General features: G+C 74.0%; 16 protein-coding genes and 1 pseudogene. 10 read left to right on the top strand and 7 right to left on the bottom strand.

The window, feature by feature from the left end; genetic code table 11:
* Nucleotides 1-168: 168 nt before the first annotated feature.
* On the bottom strand, nucleotides 169-246 hold the full coding sequence (locus ACZ6NC_RS02200) for a 50S ribosomal protein bL37 (RefSeq protein ID WP_465606175.1): 78 nt from the start codon (nucleotides 244-246) through the stop codon (nucleotides 169-171).
* A 158-nt stretch (nucleotides 247-404) separates the two neighbouring features.
* Nucleotides 405-1,040: a DUF4360 domain-containing protein gene (locus tag ACZ6NC_RS02195; RefSeq protein WP_465728311.1), complete on the bottom strand. Its 636-nt coding sequence runs from the start codon at nucleotides 1,038-1,040 to the stop codon at nucleotides 405-407.
* Between the two features lie 418 nt (nucleotides 1,041-1,458).
* Here ACZ6NC_RS02195 and ACZ6NC_RS02190 point away from each other — a divergent pair, with 418 nt between their 5' ends.
* From ACZ6NC_RS02190 to ACZ6NC_RS02145, 10 genes and pseudogenes are all read left to right on the top strand, one after another.
* On the top strand, nucleotides 1,459-2,871 hold the full coding sequence (locus tag ACZ6NC_RS02190) for a DUF2252 domain-containing protein (protein WP_465728309.1): 1,413 nt from the start codon (nucleotides 1,459-1,461) through the stop codon (nucleotides 2,869-2,871).
* Between the two features lie 433 nt (nucleotides 2,872-3,304).
* Entirely contained in the window at nucleotides 3,305-3,949 is a 645-nt protein-coding gene (locus ACZ6NC_RS02185) for a dihydrofolate reductase family protein (RefSeq protein ID WP_465728010.1), read from the top strand.
* 136 nt (nucleotides 3,950-4,085) lie between these two features.
* The gene (locus ACZ6NC_RS02180; protein ID WP_465728008.1) at nucleotides 4,086-4,871 is read left to right on the top strand and encodes an alpha/beta fold hydrolase; all 786 of its coding nucleotides are present in this window, start codon (nucleotides 4,086-4,088) and stop codon (nucleotides 4,869-4,871) included.
* A gap of 115 nt (nucleotides 4,872-4,986) precedes the next feature.
* Nucleotides 4,987-5,196: a hypothetical protein gene (locus tag ACZ6NC_RS02175; RefSeq protein WP_465728006.1), complete on the top strand. Its 210-nt coding sequence runs from the start codon at nucleotides 4,987-4,989 to the stop codon at nucleotides 5,194-5,196.
* Nucleotides 5,197-5,423: 227 nt separating this feature from the next.
* Nucleotides 5,424-8,453: a LodA/GoxA family CTQ-dependent oxidase gene (locus tag ACZ6NC_RS02170; protein ID WP_465728005.1), complete on the top strand. Its 3,030-nt coding sequence runs from the start codon at nucleotides 5,424-5,426 to the stop codon at nucleotides 8,451-8,453.
* Nucleotides 8,450-9,619 (top strand): tryptophan 7-halogenase, encoded by a 1,170-nt coding sequence (locus ACZ6NC_RS02165; protein WP_465728003.1) that lies wholly within the window; start codon nucleotides 8,450-8,452, stop codon nucleotides 9,617-9,619. Before ACZ6NC_RS02170 ends, ACZ6NC_RS02165 begins: the two co-directional genes overlap by 4 nt.
* 32 nt (nucleotides 9,620-9,651) lie before the next feature.
* Complete coding sequence (locus tag ACZ6NC_RS02160) at nucleotides 9,652-11,586, top strand: hypothetical protein (RefSeq protein ID WP_465728001.1); 1,935 nt, start codon at nucleotides 9,652-9,654, stop codon at nucleotides 11,584-11,586.
* A gap of 156 nt (nucleotides 11,587-11,742) precedes the next feature.
* Nucleotides 11,743-12,075, top strand: a pseudogene (locus ACZ6NC_RS02155) (ATP-binding cassette domain-containing protein); the annotation flags it as partial.
* 152 nt (nucleotides 12,076-12,227) lie between these two features.
* Nucleotides 12,228-12,446 carry a hypothetical protein gene (locus tag ACZ6NC_RS02150; protein ID WP_465548509.1) on the top strand — a complete coding sequence of 73 codons (219 nt, stop codon included), beginning with the start codon at nucleotides 12,228-12,230 and terminating at the stop codon, nucleotides 12,444-12,446.
* Nucleotides 12,447-12,454: 8 nt separating this feature from the next.
* Complete coding sequence (locus ACZ6NC_RS02145) at nucleotides 12,455-12,934, top strand: hypothetical protein (protein WP_465727999.1); 480 nt, start codon at nucleotides 12,455-12,457, stop codon at nucleotides 12,932-12,934.
* 79 nt (nucleotides 12,935-13,013) lie between these two features.
* On the opposite strand, the gene ACZ6NC_RS02140 is transcribed toward ACZ6NC_RS02145, so the two are convergent.
* The 5 genes from ACZ6NC_RS02140 to ACZ6NC_RS02120 form a co-directional block, all read right to left on the bottom strand.
* Entirely contained in the window at nucleotides 13,014-13,244 is a 231-nt protein-coding gene (locus ACZ6NC_RS02140; RefSeq protein ID WP_465727997.1) for a hypothetical protein, read from the bottom strand.
* The gene (locus ACZ6NC_RS02135; RefSeq protein ID WP_465727996.1) at nucleotides 13,241-13,675 is read right to left on the bottom strand and encodes a hypothetical protein; all 435 of its coding nucleotides are present in this window, start codon (nucleotides 13,673-13,675) and stop codon (nucleotides 13,241-13,243) included. The genes ACZ6NC_RS02140 and ACZ6NC_RS02135 overlap by 4 nt, the downstream gene beginning before the upstream one ends.
* Before the next feature lie 238 nt (nucleotides 13,676-13,913).
* Entirely contained in the window at nucleotides 13,914-15,470 is a 1,557-nt protein-coding gene (locus ACZ6NC_RS02130) for a sensor histidine kinase (protein ID WP_465727994.1), read from the bottom strand.
* Nucleotides 15,467-16,201, bottom strand: a complete 735-nt coding sequence (locus ACZ6NC_RS02125) for a response regulator transcription factor (RefSeq protein ID WP_465727992.1) — start codon at nucleotides 16,199-16,201, stop codon at nucleotides 15,467-15,469. Before ACZ6NC_RS02125 ends, ACZ6NC_RS02130 begins: the two co-directional genes overlap by 4 nt.
* A gap of 104 nt (nucleotides 16,202-16,305) precedes the next feature.
* Nucleotides 16,306-17,322 (bottom strand): serine protein kinase RIO, encoded by a 1,017-nt coding sequence (locus ACZ6NC_RS02120; RefSeq protein WP_465727990.1) that lies wholly within the window; start codon nucleotides 17,320-17,322, stop codon nucleotides 16,306-16,308.
* Nucleotides 17,323-17,524: the final 202 nt, after the last annotated feature.

The raw sequence follows: 17,524 nt of genomic DNA, 5'->3' as shown, positions 1-17,524 counted from the left end.
TGGGGGCGGGGGGGGTTTTCGTGTGTTAGTCAGGGTTCCAGGGGGGGGGTGGGGGGTGGGGGGGGGTTGTGGTGGTGTTTGCCCCGGCGCGGCCCCCCCCCCCCCCCCCCGCGACGACAGGCCACCGGCAGCCCCTCGCCGGGCTGCCGGTGGCCTACGGGGTGGTGCTCAGCACTGGGGGCGACGGCCGTGGTTCGCCCCGCGCTTCGCCCGTGCCTTCTTCTTGCGGCGGCGCTTCGATGACATGGCCACTCCTCTCGCGATGGGAACGCTACTCCCGGTTCCACCGTCGCACACCGGGCCCCGGCAGGCCTGCGGAGCATGGTCTGCCTCTCCGGCTCCCGGCCGGGGAGCCGCCCGGTCGCGCGGGCGCGGCCGGGTGGGCGCCCCGGATCGGGGCACGATCAGGGGCAGTGCTTCCAGGCGAGGTGGTAGATGGTGTTGATGCTGCCGTCGGTGGAGTCCATGGTCATGAAGCTGGTGGTCCTGTTCGGGTCCGACGTGCCGGCGCCGACCCGGAGCTCGGTGTTGATGTTGAAGTTGCGCAGCTCCCCGCAGGGCGCCCAGACCAGGGCCGCGACGTCGACCGTGTCGGTCGCCTGCCAGCTGTTGTCGAGCGCTCCCGCGAACTGGTGGCTGCGCGAGGTCGTGTGGGGCGAGCCCTGAAAGTAGTAGCTGGCCTTCTGGGTCCCGGTCGCCCCCTTCTCCAGGTGGGCGAAGCCGCGGTAGTCGGCGGAGGCGATCGCGTAGGTGAAGCCCTGCGGGACGTGGACGTTGAGGTTGAGCTGACAGTTCTTGCGGAAGTCGGTGGGCTTGGACCCGACGCCCACCTGCGCGATGTAGTCGCTGTACGTGACCGTGAAGGCGGTGTTGTCCGGGGAGACGGCGATGGCCGCCGTGCCGGCCGGGCAGCCGGATCCGTTGACGGTGGCCACGTCGATGACGATCTTGTCCGGCGGGGGCGTCGTCCAGCCCGTGCCGGCGGCGACGCCGCTGAGCGGGATGACGAGCAGGGCCGCGGCTGCGCCGCCGGCGGCCATGATGCGTACGGTCACGGGTGTTCCTTCCACTTGCCCGCCGATTGCGGTCTCGCACCCCCACGTGCGGACCTCAGCGGGTTGTCGCGTCCATGTCAGCACCTGGGGCCCGTCACGTACAGGGGGTGCGGGAGGGCGCATCGCAACCCGCCGGGGCGGGCGCACTCGCGACGGCCGGCGCCGGTTGTGCGCGGGCGCAGGCCGTCCGGCAGGCCGCGGTGAAGCGGACCGCGGCAGGCCTGACCCGAATCCGTGCCGGCCGACCGCCCGCCTCCGGCCGGCAGCCCCGGGCTCCCGCGGCAGGCCGGATCGGGCGGTGGCGGCGATGATCGGAGGACGGCGGCCGACGCTCCCCCGGCAGGCCTACGCCCCCGACGAGTGGGGCGGGCGGGAGCACGGCCCGGTCGGACGGGAGGACCGGATGGACCACGACCAGGCGCCCCCGGCGCGGCGCGCCACCCCCGAGGAGCGGGCGGCGGGCGGCCGTGCGGCGCGCCGCACGACGCCGCGTTCCGCCCACGCCGAGTACCGGCCGGGCCCGGACCGGCCCGATCCGCTGGCGATCCTGCAAGCCCAGTCGGCGCTGCGCGTGCCGGAGCTGGTCCCGATCCGCTACGGGCGGATGAGCGAGTCACCGTTCCGCTTCTACCGGGGTGCGGCCGCGCTCATGGCGTCCGATCTCGCGGGCACCCCCGACTCGGGCGTCCGCGTCCAGCTGTGCGGTGACGCCCACATGCTGAACTTCCGGCTGCTCGCGTCACCGGAGCGGCGGCTCGTCTTCGACATCAACGACTTCGACGAGACGCTGCCCGGCCCCTGGGAGTGGGACGTGAAGCGGCTGTCGTCGAGCCTGGTGATCGCGGGCAGGGCGAACGGGTTCGACGACGCGCAGCGCGCGGACATCGTCGCCACGACGGTCCGCTCGTACCGGGAGACGATGCGGCGGTTCGCGGGGATGCGGAACCTGGACGTCTGGTACGCGCAGCTGGACTCGCAGCGCCTGCGGGAGCTGGCGGTGGGCCGGGTGTCCAAACGGGCGCGCCAGGGTCTCGACGAGGCGATGTCGAAGGCGCGCACCCGCGACAGCCTGCAGGCCTTCGGCAAGCTCACCGAGACGGTGGACGGCCGGGTGCGGATCGCCACCGATCCGCCGCTGCTCGTCCCGATCGCCGACCTCCTGCCGGACGTGGAGCGGACGGCCCTGATGACGCTGTTCCACGGGCTGGTCCAGCGGTACGCGCGCACCCTGCTCTCCGACCGGCGGGCCCTGCTCAGCGGCTTCCGGCTGGTGGACGCGGCCCGCAAGGTCGTCGGTGTCGGCAGCGTCGGCACCCGCTGCTGGATCTTCCTCCTGCTCGGCCGGGACGGTGACGACCCGTTGTTCCTCCAGGCCAAGGAGGCCGGCCTCTCGGTGCTGGCCCCGTACGTCGGCGCCAGCCTCTACCCCAATCAGGGCGAGCGGGTGGTCTCCGGCCAGCGGCTGATGCAGACCACCAGCGACATCTTCCTCGGCTGGGAGCGGGTCGAGGGAATCGACGGCCGGAACCGGGACTTCTACATCCGCCAGCTCCGCGACTGGAAGGGCATCGTGGTGGCCGAGAAGATGGTGCCGCGCGGCATGCGGGCCTTCGGCGAGCTGTGCGGCGCCACGCTGGCCCGGGCGCACGCACGGTCCGGGGATCGCATCGCCATCGCCGCCTACCTCGGGAACGGGGACGTGTTCGACCGGGCGTTGGTGGAGTTCGCGGAGGCGTACGCCGACCAGAACGACCGGGACCACCGGGCCCTGGTCGAGGCGGTCCGCGCCGGCCGGCTCCCGGCCGAGGCCGGCTGAGCCGGCGACCGCACCCGCGGCAACCCGCCGGCCTTGATCGAGCTGTCGGCGGCGCTCACCCCGGCCCAGCGCGCCGGGAGGACAGGAAGAGCGGGGCCGCGCCCTGGCCGGTGAAGCCCTGGAGTGCACGCGGCCGCGCGGGGTGGGCCACGATACCGACGGTAGGCCGCCCGCCCCCTGACCGGCATCGGTCATCCCGACGTCATGCGACCGGTCATCGGTGTGCCGGGCATGGGTCGGCATGACGGACGAACGGCGCGGCGGGCGGCGACGGCGGCCCGGAGGCCACCGGGAGGCTGGCGGATCGCCCCTCCCAACTCGTCCGCCTCCTGGGCGAGTCGGTCGCCGGGCGGCCGTGCGGGGGCGCGGTAGCCTCGGACTCCGGCCGGTGCGGCCCGCCCGCGCCGGCGCACCGAACGCCGGAGGTCTCCCCGTGTCCCTGGTCCGCGTCCACAACTTCTCGGTCTCGCTCGACGGTTACGGGACGGGCGAGGGGCAGAGCCTGGAGGCCCCGTTCGGCCACGCCGGTGACCGCCTCCACCGCTGGTTCTTCCACACCAGGACGTTCCGGCGGATGCAGGGCAAGGAGGGCGGCGACACCGGTGTGGACGATGCGATGGCCCGGGCCTGGGGCGACGGCATCGGTGCGGAGATCATGGGGCGGAACAAGTTCGGCCCCCAGCGAGGCCCCTGGGAGAATCACGACTGGACCGGCTGGTGGGGGCCGGACCCGGTGTTCCACACCCCGGTCTTCGTGCTGACCCACCATCCACGGCCCACGGTGGAGATGGAGGGCGGCACCACCTTCCACTTCGTCGACGCCACCCCGGAAGAGGCGCTCCGCCAGGCCCGGGCGGCCGCCGGCGGCCTGGACGTCCGGATCGGTGGCGGGCCCGCCACCGTCCGCGCCTTTCTGGCCGCCGACCTGGTCGACCACCTGCACGTCGTCGTGGTGCCGATCGTCCTCGGCCGCGGCGAGCGCCTGTGGGAGGGGCTCGAAGGGCTGGAGGAGCGCTTCCGCACCGAGTCGGTGACCAGCCCGAGCGGAGTGACGCACGTGACCTTCACCCGCGTCTGACCGCTCGGTGGCCGCCCCGGCCGGCGAGCGGCTCGTGGCTCTGCCGCGGCTCGGCCGGCCGGGGACTGCTCCGCGGCGGTGACACGGTGGCACGCCCACTGGCGGGTGCCGGTGCCGCCCGCCCAGACTGGGAGGCATGGAAACCACGGTGCCGGTCAGCAGCGGTGAACTCTGGGCCGAGGATTCGGGAGGCGACGGCCTGCCGTTGGTCCTCCTTCACCCGGGTGTCGGCGACTCGACCATCTGGGACCCGGTGCTCGCCGAGCTCGCCGAGCGGCGCCGGGTCATCCGCTACGACGCCCGCGGCTACGGGCGTTCGCCCGCGCCCACCGCCGCGTACTCCCCCGCCGAGGACCTCGCCGCGGTGCTCGACCACTTCGGACTGGCGCGTGCGGTGCTGGCGGCGTCCAGCATGGGTGGGGCCACCTCGATCAACCTGGCGCTGGACGCCCCGGAGCGGGTGGCGGGCCTCGCGCTGTTCGTCCCCGGGGTCACCGGGTACGACGGGCTCGACGACAGCGAGCTGTATCAGGACGTGCAGAGGCTGGCCACGGCCGGCGACATGGAGGGCATCGTCCGGCTCGGACTGGGCCTCTGGGGGCTGGGCGGCGGTGGCACCCCGGAAGCCGATCCCGTCGCGGCCGCGCAGCTCCGGGCCGTGCTGCCCGCCTGGTTCGGCAACATCGGCTACCAGCAGACCGACGCCCCCACCTTCGACCGGCTCGGGGAGGTCTCCGCGCCCACCCTGCTCGCGCTCGGGGAGCTGGACCGGCCGGCGGTCGTGCGCTGCAACGAGGAGATGGCGGACCGGATCCCCGGGTGCCGCCTGGTGCGGCTGGCGGCCTCCGACCACTACCCGACCCTACGCGAGCCGGCGGCCGTCGCCCGGCTGATCGAGGAGCTGTACGCCGACGCGCGCTGAGCCCGCGGCCCCACCCTCAGACCCCGGACTCCCGTACGCCAGAACCGAACAGACGGCCCCCTCGGTAGACCAGCACGGTGCGGCCACAAGATGTCAACCGCGGCTGCCGGACGCCTTGGAGCAGCTGCCCACCGGCCGGATCGTCCACCTGGACCTGACCGGACTGCGCCACCTCGACCATGCCTGCCGGACGGCGCTGGGGCCTGGGAGGAACGCCACAACCGGGTCGGCGAAGCCGCGGGTGGCCGGCAGGCGTGGGCCGCCGACCGACACAGGCACCGGCACCGGCGGGCTGGCGCTGCCCGCCGACGCCGCCTCGTGCTGATTCGCTCCGGGGAGCCGTCAGGCGCCCCATGACGCTGCCACCAGGGGCCCGGGAAGTGCGACCGCTGCTGGCCGATTGGAGTGAGCCGGACCGCCGACGATCCGCTCTGTGCTCGGTTCGAGCGTACGTCGGCGCGCTGGTCCTCACAGGTTTGTGCACGCTGGACCGGGGACGGACGGAGGCACGGCCTCCGGACCAGCAGACCGTTGCACGGATCGGAGCACAACATGATCGGGACCCCCGCATCCTTCGACGAGAACGCAGGACCTCCGCCGCTACCGGGCTGCGCCGAGGACGCCGCCGCCGCGCTGAAGCAGATGTTCGTCGACCTCACCCAGGGCGGCCGCATCTCCCGCGGCCAGGACCCCGTCAGACGGCCGGTTTTCCTCAAGCCGCACGGTGTGGCCCGCGGAGTGCTCACGGTCTCCGCCGACCTGCCGCCCGACCTGCGCGTCGGGTTCCTCAAGAGCGCCCATGAACAGACCGGCGGTCTGACCGCCTGGGTGCGTTTCTCCAGCGACACCGTGCCCGGCAGCCCCGACCTGAACACCACCCTCGGCATCGGCATCAAGCTGTTCGGCGTGCCCGGCCCGAAGCTGCTGGACGGCGACAACGAGGCCGGCACCCAGGACCTGCTGATGCAGAACCACGACGTGTTCTTCGTCGACACCGCCCAGGACATGTGCGAGTTCACCAAGGCCGGTGTCGTCGACGGCAGCTACGACCCGTACCTGCGGGACCACCCGGTCACCCGGGAGATTCTCGACGCGATGGCCACCTTCGAGGAGAGCGTGCTCACGACGACGTACTGGGGCGTGCTGCCCTACGCCTTCGGCCCCGAACGCTTCGTCAAGTACAAGCTGGTGCCGGCCGGTTGTGAGCCCGGCGACCCGACGGCGGTGCCCCCCGACGAGAATCCCGCGTACCTGGGCGCCGACCTGCGGCACCGCCTCTCGGCGGGAACGGCCGCCTTCGACCTGCTGCTGCAGTTCCGGACCGACCCGCAGCGCATGCCGCTGGACCAGGCCACCGTGCGCTGGGAGGAGTCCGAGAGCGAACCGGTGAAGGTGGCCCGGCTGACCTTCCAGCAACAGGACGTCGCCGCCCGGGGCCAGGCCGCCTACGGCGAGAACCTCGCCTACAACCCGTGGCACAGCCTCGCCGAGCACCGGCCGGTGGGCAGCATCTCCGAAGTGCGCAGGACCGTCTACCAGGCCTCAGCCGGACAACGCCGCGACGTCAACGGCGTCCCGGCGGCCGAGCCCGGCCCGGCCCGGCCGCAGATCACGCCGCCGCCCGCCCGCGACACCCGGATCGTCCGGGCCGCCGTGCACCCGGCGATCGGGGTGGCCCGGGTCGGCGACAGCGCGGAGGAGTACGTGCTCGCCCCCGAGGTCGACCACCCGGCCCCGCTGCCCATCGGGAGCTACAAGGACGCCACCGGCGCCCTGAAGCGGCAGGCCGTCCGGTTCCGGGTCTACGGCTACAACGCCGCCGGCGAGCCGGTCGCCGAGCTGACCGCCGACAACGCGGACCTGCGCTGGACCGTCCACGTCGTCAACTCGAAGGCCTCCTGGTACCAGTTCCAGCTGGCCCTCGACATTCCGGAGGCGGACAAGACCGAGGACAGCAACCTGCGCAATCCCAAGGTCCCGGCCAACCGGCGCAGCCGCCTCGTCATCGACCCCGGCTCCCGGTCGGTGCGCGGCCGCAACCGGGCCGGCGGCCCCGACCACCTCTTCGACACCGGCACCTTCATGGACCGGCCCGTCTACCTCGGGGAGCTGCGCACCGACGAGAGCGGCCGGCTGATCTTCCTCGGCGGCCGGGGCGTCTCCGCGTCGGCCACCGACACCCCTGCCGACACCTTCGCCAACAACGACGGCTGGCACGACGACGTCTCCGACGGCCCGGTCACCGCCGAGGTCAGCATCGACGGGCGGCCGATCCCGGTCGAGCCGGGCTGGGTGGTCACCGCACCGCCCAACTACGCGCCCGAACTCACCTCGGTGCGCACGATGTACGACCTGGTCCGCGACGTCTTCGTCACCGCCGGCACCCTCCCCGAACCGCGGCAGCCGTCGTTCACCCGCGACGTGCTGCCCGTCCTGCGCCGCCTCTGCGACCTGCAGTGGGTCAACCAGGGCGTGGCCGTCCAGCTCGGGCACGACGGGCGGGAGGACCTCCTCGCCCCCGACACCCTCACCGCGCTGGCGGACCCCTCGCCCGTCCACGAGGAACTGCGCCGGCAGGTCTGGCTCACGATCCGCAACTACGACCGTGACGGCCTGTCCCCGGTTCCGTGGCCGGGGATCTACGGCGACGCGATGAACGTGCCGGCCGAGTCGGTACGCCAGCACGTGACGCTCTCCCCGCTCCAGTACCGCCTCCTGGAGCGCTGGGCCGGCGGGGACTTCCTCGCCGACTACGACCCGCAGACCGTGCCGCCCGGCTCCCTCGACCAGGTGCCGTTCGCCGAGCGGCCCCAGACCCTCGACCGGGCGGCGCTGTCGTTCTGTCTCGCCGACGCCTTCCACCCCGGCTGCGAACTCACCTGGCCGATGCGCCACACCACCATGTACAGCAGCCCGTTCCGGGTGCGTCTGCGCGACCCGAAGCTGCCCCGCCCGCCCGCCTACGGCCCGAGGCTCACCCCGCAGATCGCCCTCTCCTTCGACGGCCCGCTCTACGCCCAGCGGGCGGGCGACCTGACCCGGTGGATGGCCGTGCCCTGGCAGACCGACACCGCGAGCTGCCGGTCCGGCTACGAGTACCTCTCCGGCTTCGGCACCTACGACCCGTACCTCCCCACCTTCTGGCCGGCCCGGGTGCCCAACCACGTGATCGCCGAGGAGGAGTACGAGATCGTCATGGACACCTCCCGGCCCATCGCGGAGCGCCTGGCGGCCTTCGGGAACCGGCGGGCCTGGCTCCGCTGGCTCCCCCCGCGCTACCTCGACGCCATCAACGCCATGGTGACGGACTTCGGCAAGCTCGGTCTGGTCGAGCGCCGCCCCGGGCCCACCGACGACCCCCGCCTCCCCGCGGAGCTGCTGGTCGAGTCCGAGGTGAGCTTCCCGCCCGAGCCCGCTCCGCCGGCCCGGCGCAACCTGGTCGCCGTGCACGTACCGCTCGGCGCCGACCCGGTGCTCGGCGAGGCCGCGATGTCCACCGCCGTCACCATGGCGGTGCTGCCCGACGAGGAGGTGTCGGCGGGCTTCATCGACAAGGTCAAACGCTTCCGGCGCAACCGGTGACGGTCCGCCCCCGCCCGTCCGGGCCCGTCGATGCCGCCGTGGCCGGCGGCGGCCCGGCGGGCGCGGTCGCGGCGCTGGTCCTGGCGGCCGCCGGCCGGCGCGTCCTGCTCCTCGACCCCGGCGGGCCTTCCCCGCCGTCGGCCGGCCAGGACGCGTTCAAGATCGGCGAGTCCCTGCCGCCCGCCGCCCGCCCGCTGCTGCGCGATCTCGGACTCCTGGACCGCTTCCTGGCCGCCGGGCACCTCCCCTCCACCGGCACGTACGCCGCCTGGGGTTCGGCCGCGCTGCACGGTCGCAGCCACCTCTTCGACCCGTACGGGCACGGCTGGCACCTCGACCGGCTCCGCTTCGACGCCTTCCTGCGGGACGCGGCCGTGGCGGCCGGCGCCGAACTGCGGAGGGCCACGGTGCTGGAGCAGACCGGCGGCCGCCTGACCGTCCGTGAGCGCGACACCGGCACCGTGACGGAGCTGCACAGCCGCTGGACGGTCGACGCCACCGGCCGGCGCTGCGTCATCGGCCGCCGGTACGGCCGTCGTCACCGGCAGGACCGGCTCGTCGCCGCGTACGCCGTGTTCCGCGGTCCCCGCGCCGCGGAACAGACGCAGCCGCAGGACGCGGAGGCCCGCACCCTCGTCGAGGCGGCCCCGCACGGCTGGTGGTACACCACCCTGCTCCCGGCCGGGCGCCTGGTCGCCCACCTGACCGACGCCGACCTCGCCGACCCGGCCCTGCGGACCCCCCAAGGCTTCTGGCACGGCATCACCCACACCGAGCACGTACGGCAGCGGCTGGCCGGCCACGACCCCGCCGCGACCGCCGTGCCGCGCTGGACGCCCGCCCACGGCCTGCGGCTGAGCCCGGCCGCCGGCCCGGGCTGGGTGGCGGCCGGGGACGCCGCCCTCGCCTTCGATCCGCTCTCCTCGCAGGGCATCCTCACCGCGCTGCACACCGGCGCCCGCGCCGGGCAGACCGTGGCGGCGTGCCTGGCCGCCCCGGGCCGGACGGCCGCCGCGCTCGCCGACTACACAGCGTTCCTGGACGGCGTGGCGAACGCCTACCGGAGGAACCATGCGTACTCGTACGACCAGGAACGGCGTTGGCCGCTCAGCCCCTTCTGGCAGCGCCGGCGGGTGGGCGCGGCGGCCCCGTCCGGCATAGCCTGAAAGAACCCGACCACTCGTCCATGGGGGCAGTCATGACAGCTCCAGCTCCGACGCATGCCGTCTGGGACGCCACCGAGGTCACCCAGTCGGTGCAGGACCTCCAACACCGCGTCGCCCTGATCGCCGGCAAGGTCACCGTGATCCGCGTCTACGTGAGCGGCACCAGCGGCCCCGCCGCCGGGGTGCGCGGTACCGTCACGCTGATCCGGTCAACGACGGACCCCGGTGTCAAGGTGACATCGGTCAACACCATCGCCCTCGACCCGAACGCCACCCAGGAACTCGCCGCCCGCCGCGCCGACGCGAACCTGAGCCTCAACTTCATCGTGCCGCCCACGCTGACGGTGGAAGGGGCACTCAGCGTGAGCTCGGTGACCCTCAGCGATGCCCTGACCGGTGCCGTCCTCCCGCTCGGCGCGACGGGTGCCGGCCCGACCGTGCTGTTCCGCACCGGCCCCCCGCTGCGGATCCGCGTCCTCGGACTGCGCTACACCACGGCGAACCCGCCGGGCACCTTCACCCCGAGGGACCTGGACTTCACCGCCCTGGTCAGCTGGCTCAAACGCGCCTACCCGGTGGCCACCGTCATCAGCTCACACGCCGTCATCGACGCCACCGCCACCCCTCCCTTCACGTGCGAGGACACCAACGCCCAGCTCGCGGCCATCCGCAACCTGGACATCAGCGCCGGCGCTGACCGGCGCACCCACTACATCGGCCAGGTGGCCGACGGCGGGTTCTTCCTGCGGGGGTGCTCCTCCGGCCTCCCCGTGGCGGCCGACCCGAGCGTCGTCGCCTCGTCGCCGTGCGGTTCGGCCCCCTTCGGCTGGGACTTCGACGGCACCTACGGCGACTGGTACGGCGGCCACGAACTCGGTCACACCCTCGGCCGCCGGCACCCCGGCTTCTGCGGTGAGTCCGCGGACGACCGGCAGAACTACCCCTTCCAGAGCGGGCAGCTCGCTGACGGGCCGGACACCTTCGTCGGGTTCGACGTGGGCGACCCCGCGCTGAACCTGCCGATGAAGGCCAAGCCGGGCATGCAGTGGCACGACGTGATGACCTACTGCGACCGCCAGTGGATGAGCAGCTACACCTACGAGGGCATCCGCCGGCGGCTGATCGCCGAGGACTCGCTCGTGGCCGGTGCCCCGCTGCCCGAGGGCGCCCCGGAACCCGCCCCCGCCCCACTCACCGTCGTCCCGGTCGCCGGGCCTCCCAGGCCTGTCGGAGGGCGCCCCGACGAGCGCTTCCCGAAGCTGTCGGTCACTCCCGCGCCTCCCCCGGCGGCCGCGACCGCCCTCCGGGCGGCCGGAGCGGCTCCGGAGGCCGAACCGTTCGTCAGCGTCGTCGGCACGGTGAACCTCAGCCGGCGCGAGGGCGGCATCCGCTTCGTCAATCCGGTGACACCGCTGGCCGCCCAGCCCACCCAGACCGGCGGCATGGCCGGTCCGGACGGTGAGGCCGCCGGCCCGAACGGCGGGACCGAGGTGGTCCTGCGGATCCGGCAGACGGACGGCGCACCGCCGCGCGAGATCCCGGTCGCCGTCAGGCTCGCTTCCGAGCTGGGCCCGAACGACGACCGCACCGGCCTGGTGGACACCGTCGTGCCGGTCGGGGCCAGCCCGGAGGCGATCGAGCTGGTCGTCGGCGGCCAGGTCGTGGACACCTTCCGCCCCGGCGGCGCACCGCCGGCCCTGCGCGCCGCCCGCCACGCCAGCGCCGAAGCCGGGGCGTTCGGGCTGGCGCTGGACTTCGACCGGGGACCGGAGGCCGGCCAGACCTTCGCCGCACAGGTCAGCACCGACGGCGGCGCCACCTGGCAGACGATCGGTGTGGGCCTGAGGGAACCTCTGGTCCAGGTGGACCGCAGCCAGTTCCGCCCGGGTGACCAGGTCCAGCTGAGGATCATCACCACCAACGGATTCACCAGCACGGCCTCCGACATCCAGCAGATCCAGGTCTGAGCCGGGACGCCACCGCAGGTCCGGCCCCGGGAGCGGCCGGCCCTGCGGTGGCCGCTGCTCCCGGTCACCGCTCCCGGTCACTGCTCCCGGTCACTGCTTCCGGGGCGGGTGGGATCACTCCTCGCCGGCCGGGTCGGCCGGGGCCGACGCCTCCTCCCGGAGCTGCTCCTGGACGAGCCCACCACCTACCTCGACATCGCCCACCAGATCGAGATCCTCGACCTCTGCGCCCGCCTGCACGAGGAACGCGGCCGCACCCTGGTCGCCGTCCTGCACGACCTCAACCACGCGGCCCGGTACGCCACCCACCTGATCGCCATGCGCGACGGCCGGGTGGTGGCCGCGGGCGAGCCGGCCCGGATCGTCACCGCCGAGCTGGTCGAGGAGGTCTTCCGGCTCCCCTGCCGGGTGATCGACGCCCCGGAGACGCACACCCCGCTGGTCGTCCCGGCCACCCGGAAGCCGGCCCGGGCGGGTGCCCGGCACTGAGCGACCGGGCGGCGGGACCATCCGCCGCCCGGATGCCCGGACCGGCAGAAGGCCTTCGCACCCGAACAGGTTACAGATCGTGCGACGTCGGCAGCCCCGTGCAACCGTGGCAACGCCACCAACCGTGGCAACGTCAACACCGGGAGAACCTCATGAGCGCCGAACGTATTGAATCGAAACAGCTCGCCGCGGCTGCCGCCCAGGGCGTCGCGATCGCGATCGCGGCCCGCCACCGCGCGGGCGAGTTCGACATCTCCAGGCCCATCGTCGCCGGCTTCTTCCCGGAGGAGCTCTTCGAAGTGACGCTGGCGCAGAGCTTCGACGGACAGTTCGCGGTGAAGAACGTCCAGCCGCTCAAGGCTCCGCGGTAGACCCCGCCATGCCGCAGGACAACGCCGACGACGGCGGAGGACTGCTCTGCCCCAGCGCGCCGGCGGACCCGGCCGGGTCGGTCCTGATCGGGGTCGTTTCGGGCACACCCGACGCACCGCGGGTCGTCCCGACCGCGCACGCGATGCCCGTCAGCCTTGAGATCATCGAACTGGCCCGGCCCGCCTCACCCGGCGAGGTCTTCCGCTTCGCAGGGGCCTGCCAGGCGTCAGGCTGCATCCACTTCAGGAACGCGGCCTGCCAGATCGCCGCCCGCAGCGCCGTGCTGCTGGACGAGGTGGTCGAGGACCTGCCGAGATGCCCGATCCGTGCGCAGTGCCGCTGGTTCCACCAGGAAGGGCCCTCGCTCTGCCGGCGCTGCCCGCAGATCGTGACGGAACAGTACAGGCCGTCGGCGGAGATGCTGCGGATCGTGAACGAGAACGATCCGCCCACGAGCCCAGGCGCCGACGCCGGTCTCTCGCAGTGAACCGACCGCCCGCCGGAGGCTCGCCTCCGGCGGGCGGTCGGCCGTGACCGGTCAGCCGTGCCTGGTCGACCGTGAGTCGTCAGCCGTTGTCGGCCGCCGCATCGGTGTCCGCCTGGGCGGCGGCGCTCTCGGCGGCGTCCAGTTTCTGCTGCATGTCCTGGGCCTGGGCGCTGTCGGCCCCGCCGCCGTCCTGCCGGCCCGCGGAGGAGCCGGTGGTGCCCGAGTGGGCCCTGGAGGGGCCACAGCCGGTGAGGAGGGCGGCTGCCGCCAGGGCCAGCGCCGCGAGCGCGGTGGCCGGGCGGCGGGTCACTTGCCGGCCCCCTCGTTGTGGGCGGCGCACCAGGTCTCCACGGCCTTGAGGTCGCCCTGGCGGGCCTGCAGAGTGGTGACGAGGGCCTTGCGGGCGGTCAGCCGGTTGTTGAGGTAGGTCTCGATCTCGGAGTGGCCGGCGGCCTTGGCCTCCGTGACCCGCTGCTGCAGGCGGGCGACCGAGCCGACCACGGTGGCGTCGCCGTTGAGCCGGTTCAGCGCCTTGGTGACCCGCTCCCCGGTCTTGGGCAGCCGCTTGCAGATGTTCTTCGCACCGTCACTCTTCGGCGTCGCCGCGGCGGTCGGGGCACCCGACGGTGAGCCGCCGCCCCCGTCGGCGTGGGCCGGCACGGCGGCGAGCAGCGAACCGGCGAGGGCGAGGGCGCCGAGGGCGGCGGCCTTGCGGCTGACGGACACACGGTTGGCGGGCATGTGACTTCCTTTCTCCGTTACGGGTGCCCGCACCGGCCGGGCGCACAAGGACCGGCCGGTGCCGGGACGGTCGCCAGGAGAGTAGGACGGCTCCTTGTGGATTCCCTGTGGAACGGGCAACGGGTGGTGGGGCGGCAGCGGGGCACCGGCTGTGGGCGGTGGGCAGTGGCCTTGGGCAGCGGGGACCCGGCGGTGGGCGGTGGGCCTTGGGCAGCGGCGAGCGGGGCCGGACGGCGGCTCAGTGGCCGGCGCCCGAGATCCAGTCGCGGCCCGCCGGCAGGTCGATGGTCGGGGCATCCGGGCGGGGCAGCGGCAGCCTGATCTCCATCCGGCAACCGCCGCCGGGCGGGGCCGTGATCCGGACCGTCCCCCGGTGCAGCGCGACCTGCTGCGCGACCAGCGTGAGGCCGAGACCCGAGCCGGGGCTGTCCCGCCGGCGGTGGAACCTGCGGAACACCGCCTCCCGCTCGGCCGGGCCGATCCCGGGGCCGCGGTCGTCCACGATGAGCAGCACGGCCCCGCCCTCGGCCGCGAGCCGGAGCGTGACCTGCGCCGGCTCCTGCCCGTGGCGGCCGTGCACGGCGGCATTGCCGAGCAGGTTGGCGAGCATGATCCTCAGCCCGGGCTCCCAGCCGAACACCCGCACCTCCTGCGGGACGTCCGCCGTGAAGGCCGCCCGCGGATGACGGCGCGCGGCCTCGCCGACCGCCGCGTCGGCCACCTCGGCGAGGTCCACCGACCGGAACGCGTCCACCTGGACCAGATCGCCCCGGGCCAGCGCGGCCAGCGCGGTGAGCAGGTCGAGCATCCGGGCGTGGTCGTCGCGCAGCTCGGCGACGATCTCCGCCCGGTCGACGGCGGGCAGATCCGGGTGGGCGGCCAGCACGTCCAGATTGGTGCGCAGGCTCATCAAGGGGGTCCGCAGTTCGTGCGAGGCCGTGGCGGAGAACGCGCGGGCCGTGTCCAGGGCCTGGGCGGTGCGCCGTGCCTGCTCGTCGTAACGGGCGAGGAGGAGTGCGAGCGCGGCGGAGAGCTCGTCCACCTCGGTCGTCCCGGTGCGCTCCGCCACGAAGCCGTGACCGGCCGGACCGCCGGTGCCGGCCAACGCGGCGGCGCTGTCCGGCCCGGCCGCGCCGTTCGCCCGGTTTGCGCCGTTCTCGCTGTTCGCGCCATTGGTGTCGGCCGGTGCAGCCGGGTCGAGCGCGGCCGCGCGCCGGCTCAGCCTGCGCAGCGGCGCCGTCGCCCGCTCGGCGACGACGAACCCGATCAGCGCGGAGACCGGCGCCGCGACCAACGCCACCAGCAGCACCCGCCGCCGAACGGCGGCCGTCTCGCTGTCGGCCTGTCCTGCGGGCGCCACCACCCACAGCGTGCCGCCGGCGCCGCCCGCGCCGGTGGCGCCGACCCTGACGGTCAGCACCCGCCAGGCCTCGCCCTGGGCGCGCACGGTCACCGGACCGCCCGGGACGGCGGGGAAGGCCTCCGCGCCGGCGGGCTGCGGCCCCACCGACAGCAGGACGGAACCGTCCTCGCCCGCCACCCGCACGCCCGCGTCCAGGGCCGCGTCCAGCACCTTCCGCTGCTGGGTCTGCTCGGCCTTGGGCCGGCCCCTGCTGTCGGCGGCCACCAGGGCACGGACACCGGGAAGGACAGCGGCCGCCCGGTCGTTGAGCCGGGTGTCCTGCTGGTGGCGCAGGTCTCGGCCGACCAGCGGCAGGAGCAACAGCCCGGCCAGCACCACGAGGAGCGGCACCACGGCGGCCGCCCAGAGCGCGATCCGGGTGGAGAGCCTCACGGCGACCCCGCCCCGTCGCCGCCGGGCACCCGGAGGACGAAGCCGACACCCCGCACGGTGTGGAGCAGCCGGGGCCGCCCGCCCGCCTCGAGCTTGCGCCGCAGGTAGCTGACGAAGGTGTCGACGGCGTCGCTGCGGACGTCGAAGTCGTAGCCCCAGACCCGCTCCAGCAACACCTCCCGGGAGAGCACCAGGCCGGCGTTGCGCGCGAGCTGGGTGAGCAGCTCGAACTCCCGCCGGGTGAGCCGGAGTTCCTCGCCGTCGAGCCGGGCCTGCCGGGTGGCCGGATCGATCACCAGCGGGCCGGCCACCACCCGGTCGTCCGGCTGCGGGGGACGGCGTCGCAGCAGCGCCCGCAGCCGCAGCACCAGCTCCTCCAGCGCGAACGGCTTCACCAGGTAGTCGTCCGCCCCCGCCTGCAGCCCGGCGACCCGGTCGGCGGGCTCGTCCAGGGCCGAGAGCATCAGCACGGGGATGTCGTCGCCACGGGTCCGCAGGGTACGGCAGACCTCGGCGCCGCTGAGGCCGGGCATCGACACGTCGAGCACCAGGACGTCCGGCGCGGCGGCGGACAGCCCGGCGAGCGCGGCCTCGCCGTCCTCGGCCAGGCTCACCGAGAACCCGCTCAGCCGCAGGCCGCGTTCCAGGGTGCGCCGGATCGCCGCGTCGTCGTCCACCACCAGCACCCGGCCGGCGGGGCCGGCCAGGGCCCCGGGCCCGCTCCCGTTCATCGGCGCCTCCTCTCGTCCGGGCTGCCGACCCTCTCATACGCAGGGCGCGGGCCCGTGCCGGGGGTTGGCCGGGCCCGCCCGGCCCTCCCCCGCGGCCAGCGGGCTCACCCCAGCCGTGCGTCGAACTCCAGTGACTCGACCAGCTCGCCGACGCGCTGCTCGGGCAGCCCCCGGGCGACGAACCAGGCACCGACGTTGCGTACGTCCCGCTCCAGGAACGAGCGCCCGCGAGGGTTGGCCACCACGTCCACGATCTGCGGCACGTCGATGATCACCAACCGCCCGTCGTGGACCAGGATGTTGTACGCCGACAAGTCCCCGTGGGCGTAGCCGTCTCGGGCCAGCAGCGACAGGCTGCGGCCGAGCTGCTCCCACAGGTCGTCCACGTCCGCCTCCTCGGCGCGCACCTGGGCGAGCCTCGGTGCCGCCGCGCCGCTCTCGTCACCGACGAACTCCATGAGGATCTCGGTCCCCGTGATCTGCACCGGGTACGGAACGGCCACGCCGGCCGACCAGAGCCGGCACAGCGCCGTGAACTCGGCGGCGGCCCACTGACCGGCGATGGCCTCCTTGCCGAACGCGGTGCGCTTGGCCATCGCCCTGGCGACCCGACTCTCCTTGTGCTGACGGCCCTCCAGGTACCCGGAGTCGCGGTGGAACATCCGGTGCTGGGCGTCGCGGTAGCGCTTGGCAGCCATCAGCGTGCGCCGGCCCGTGCCCGGAACGCCGCGCTCCAGGAGGAAGACGTCGGCCTCCTTGCCGGTCTTGACGATCCCGAGTTCGGTGTCGACGGCCGCGAGCTCGGTCACCACCCATGCGGGGCGCGGCTGGGGCCCCTTCTCGGTGGGAGTGGACTGGTCCCAGGTGGACCAGCGGTCGCCCTCGGCCGGACCGTCGGCCGCCGGCGCGGGGAAAGCGGAGTCGTCGGAGTAGTCGTCGAAGGCTCCGGAGCCGGAAGGCCCGGACTCCAAGGACTCAGAGGGCTCGAAGGACTCGAAGGCCCCGGGGTGGGTGAACTCGGGCTCGTGGTCGTCGAACCGCTCGGACCGGCGGCCGCGCCGGGGTGCGCCCTTGGGGCGGATACGGGAGAAGGAATCGCTGTCGGAAAAGCGCTCGCGCACTGCGGTGGCTCCTGAGGAACGGCCCACCGGTACGCCGGATTGCGGCGCGTCGTCAGCCGGTGGGCGAAAGACGGAAGAGAGAGGCGTATGGCGCGCACACGAAAGCGCGCCGCGACACGGCGGCAACCATCCGGACACACCTCCTCTACGTCCCTGCGTCAGTCCTCACGCGGCAACACGGAACCACCGCCACGCCGACAGC

Source organism: Kitasatospora sp. NPDC041988 (genome assembly GCF_055588525.1).
The sequence above is the reverse complement of the archived record's forward strand: the minus strand, read 5'-3'. Positions and strand labels throughout refer to the sequence as shown.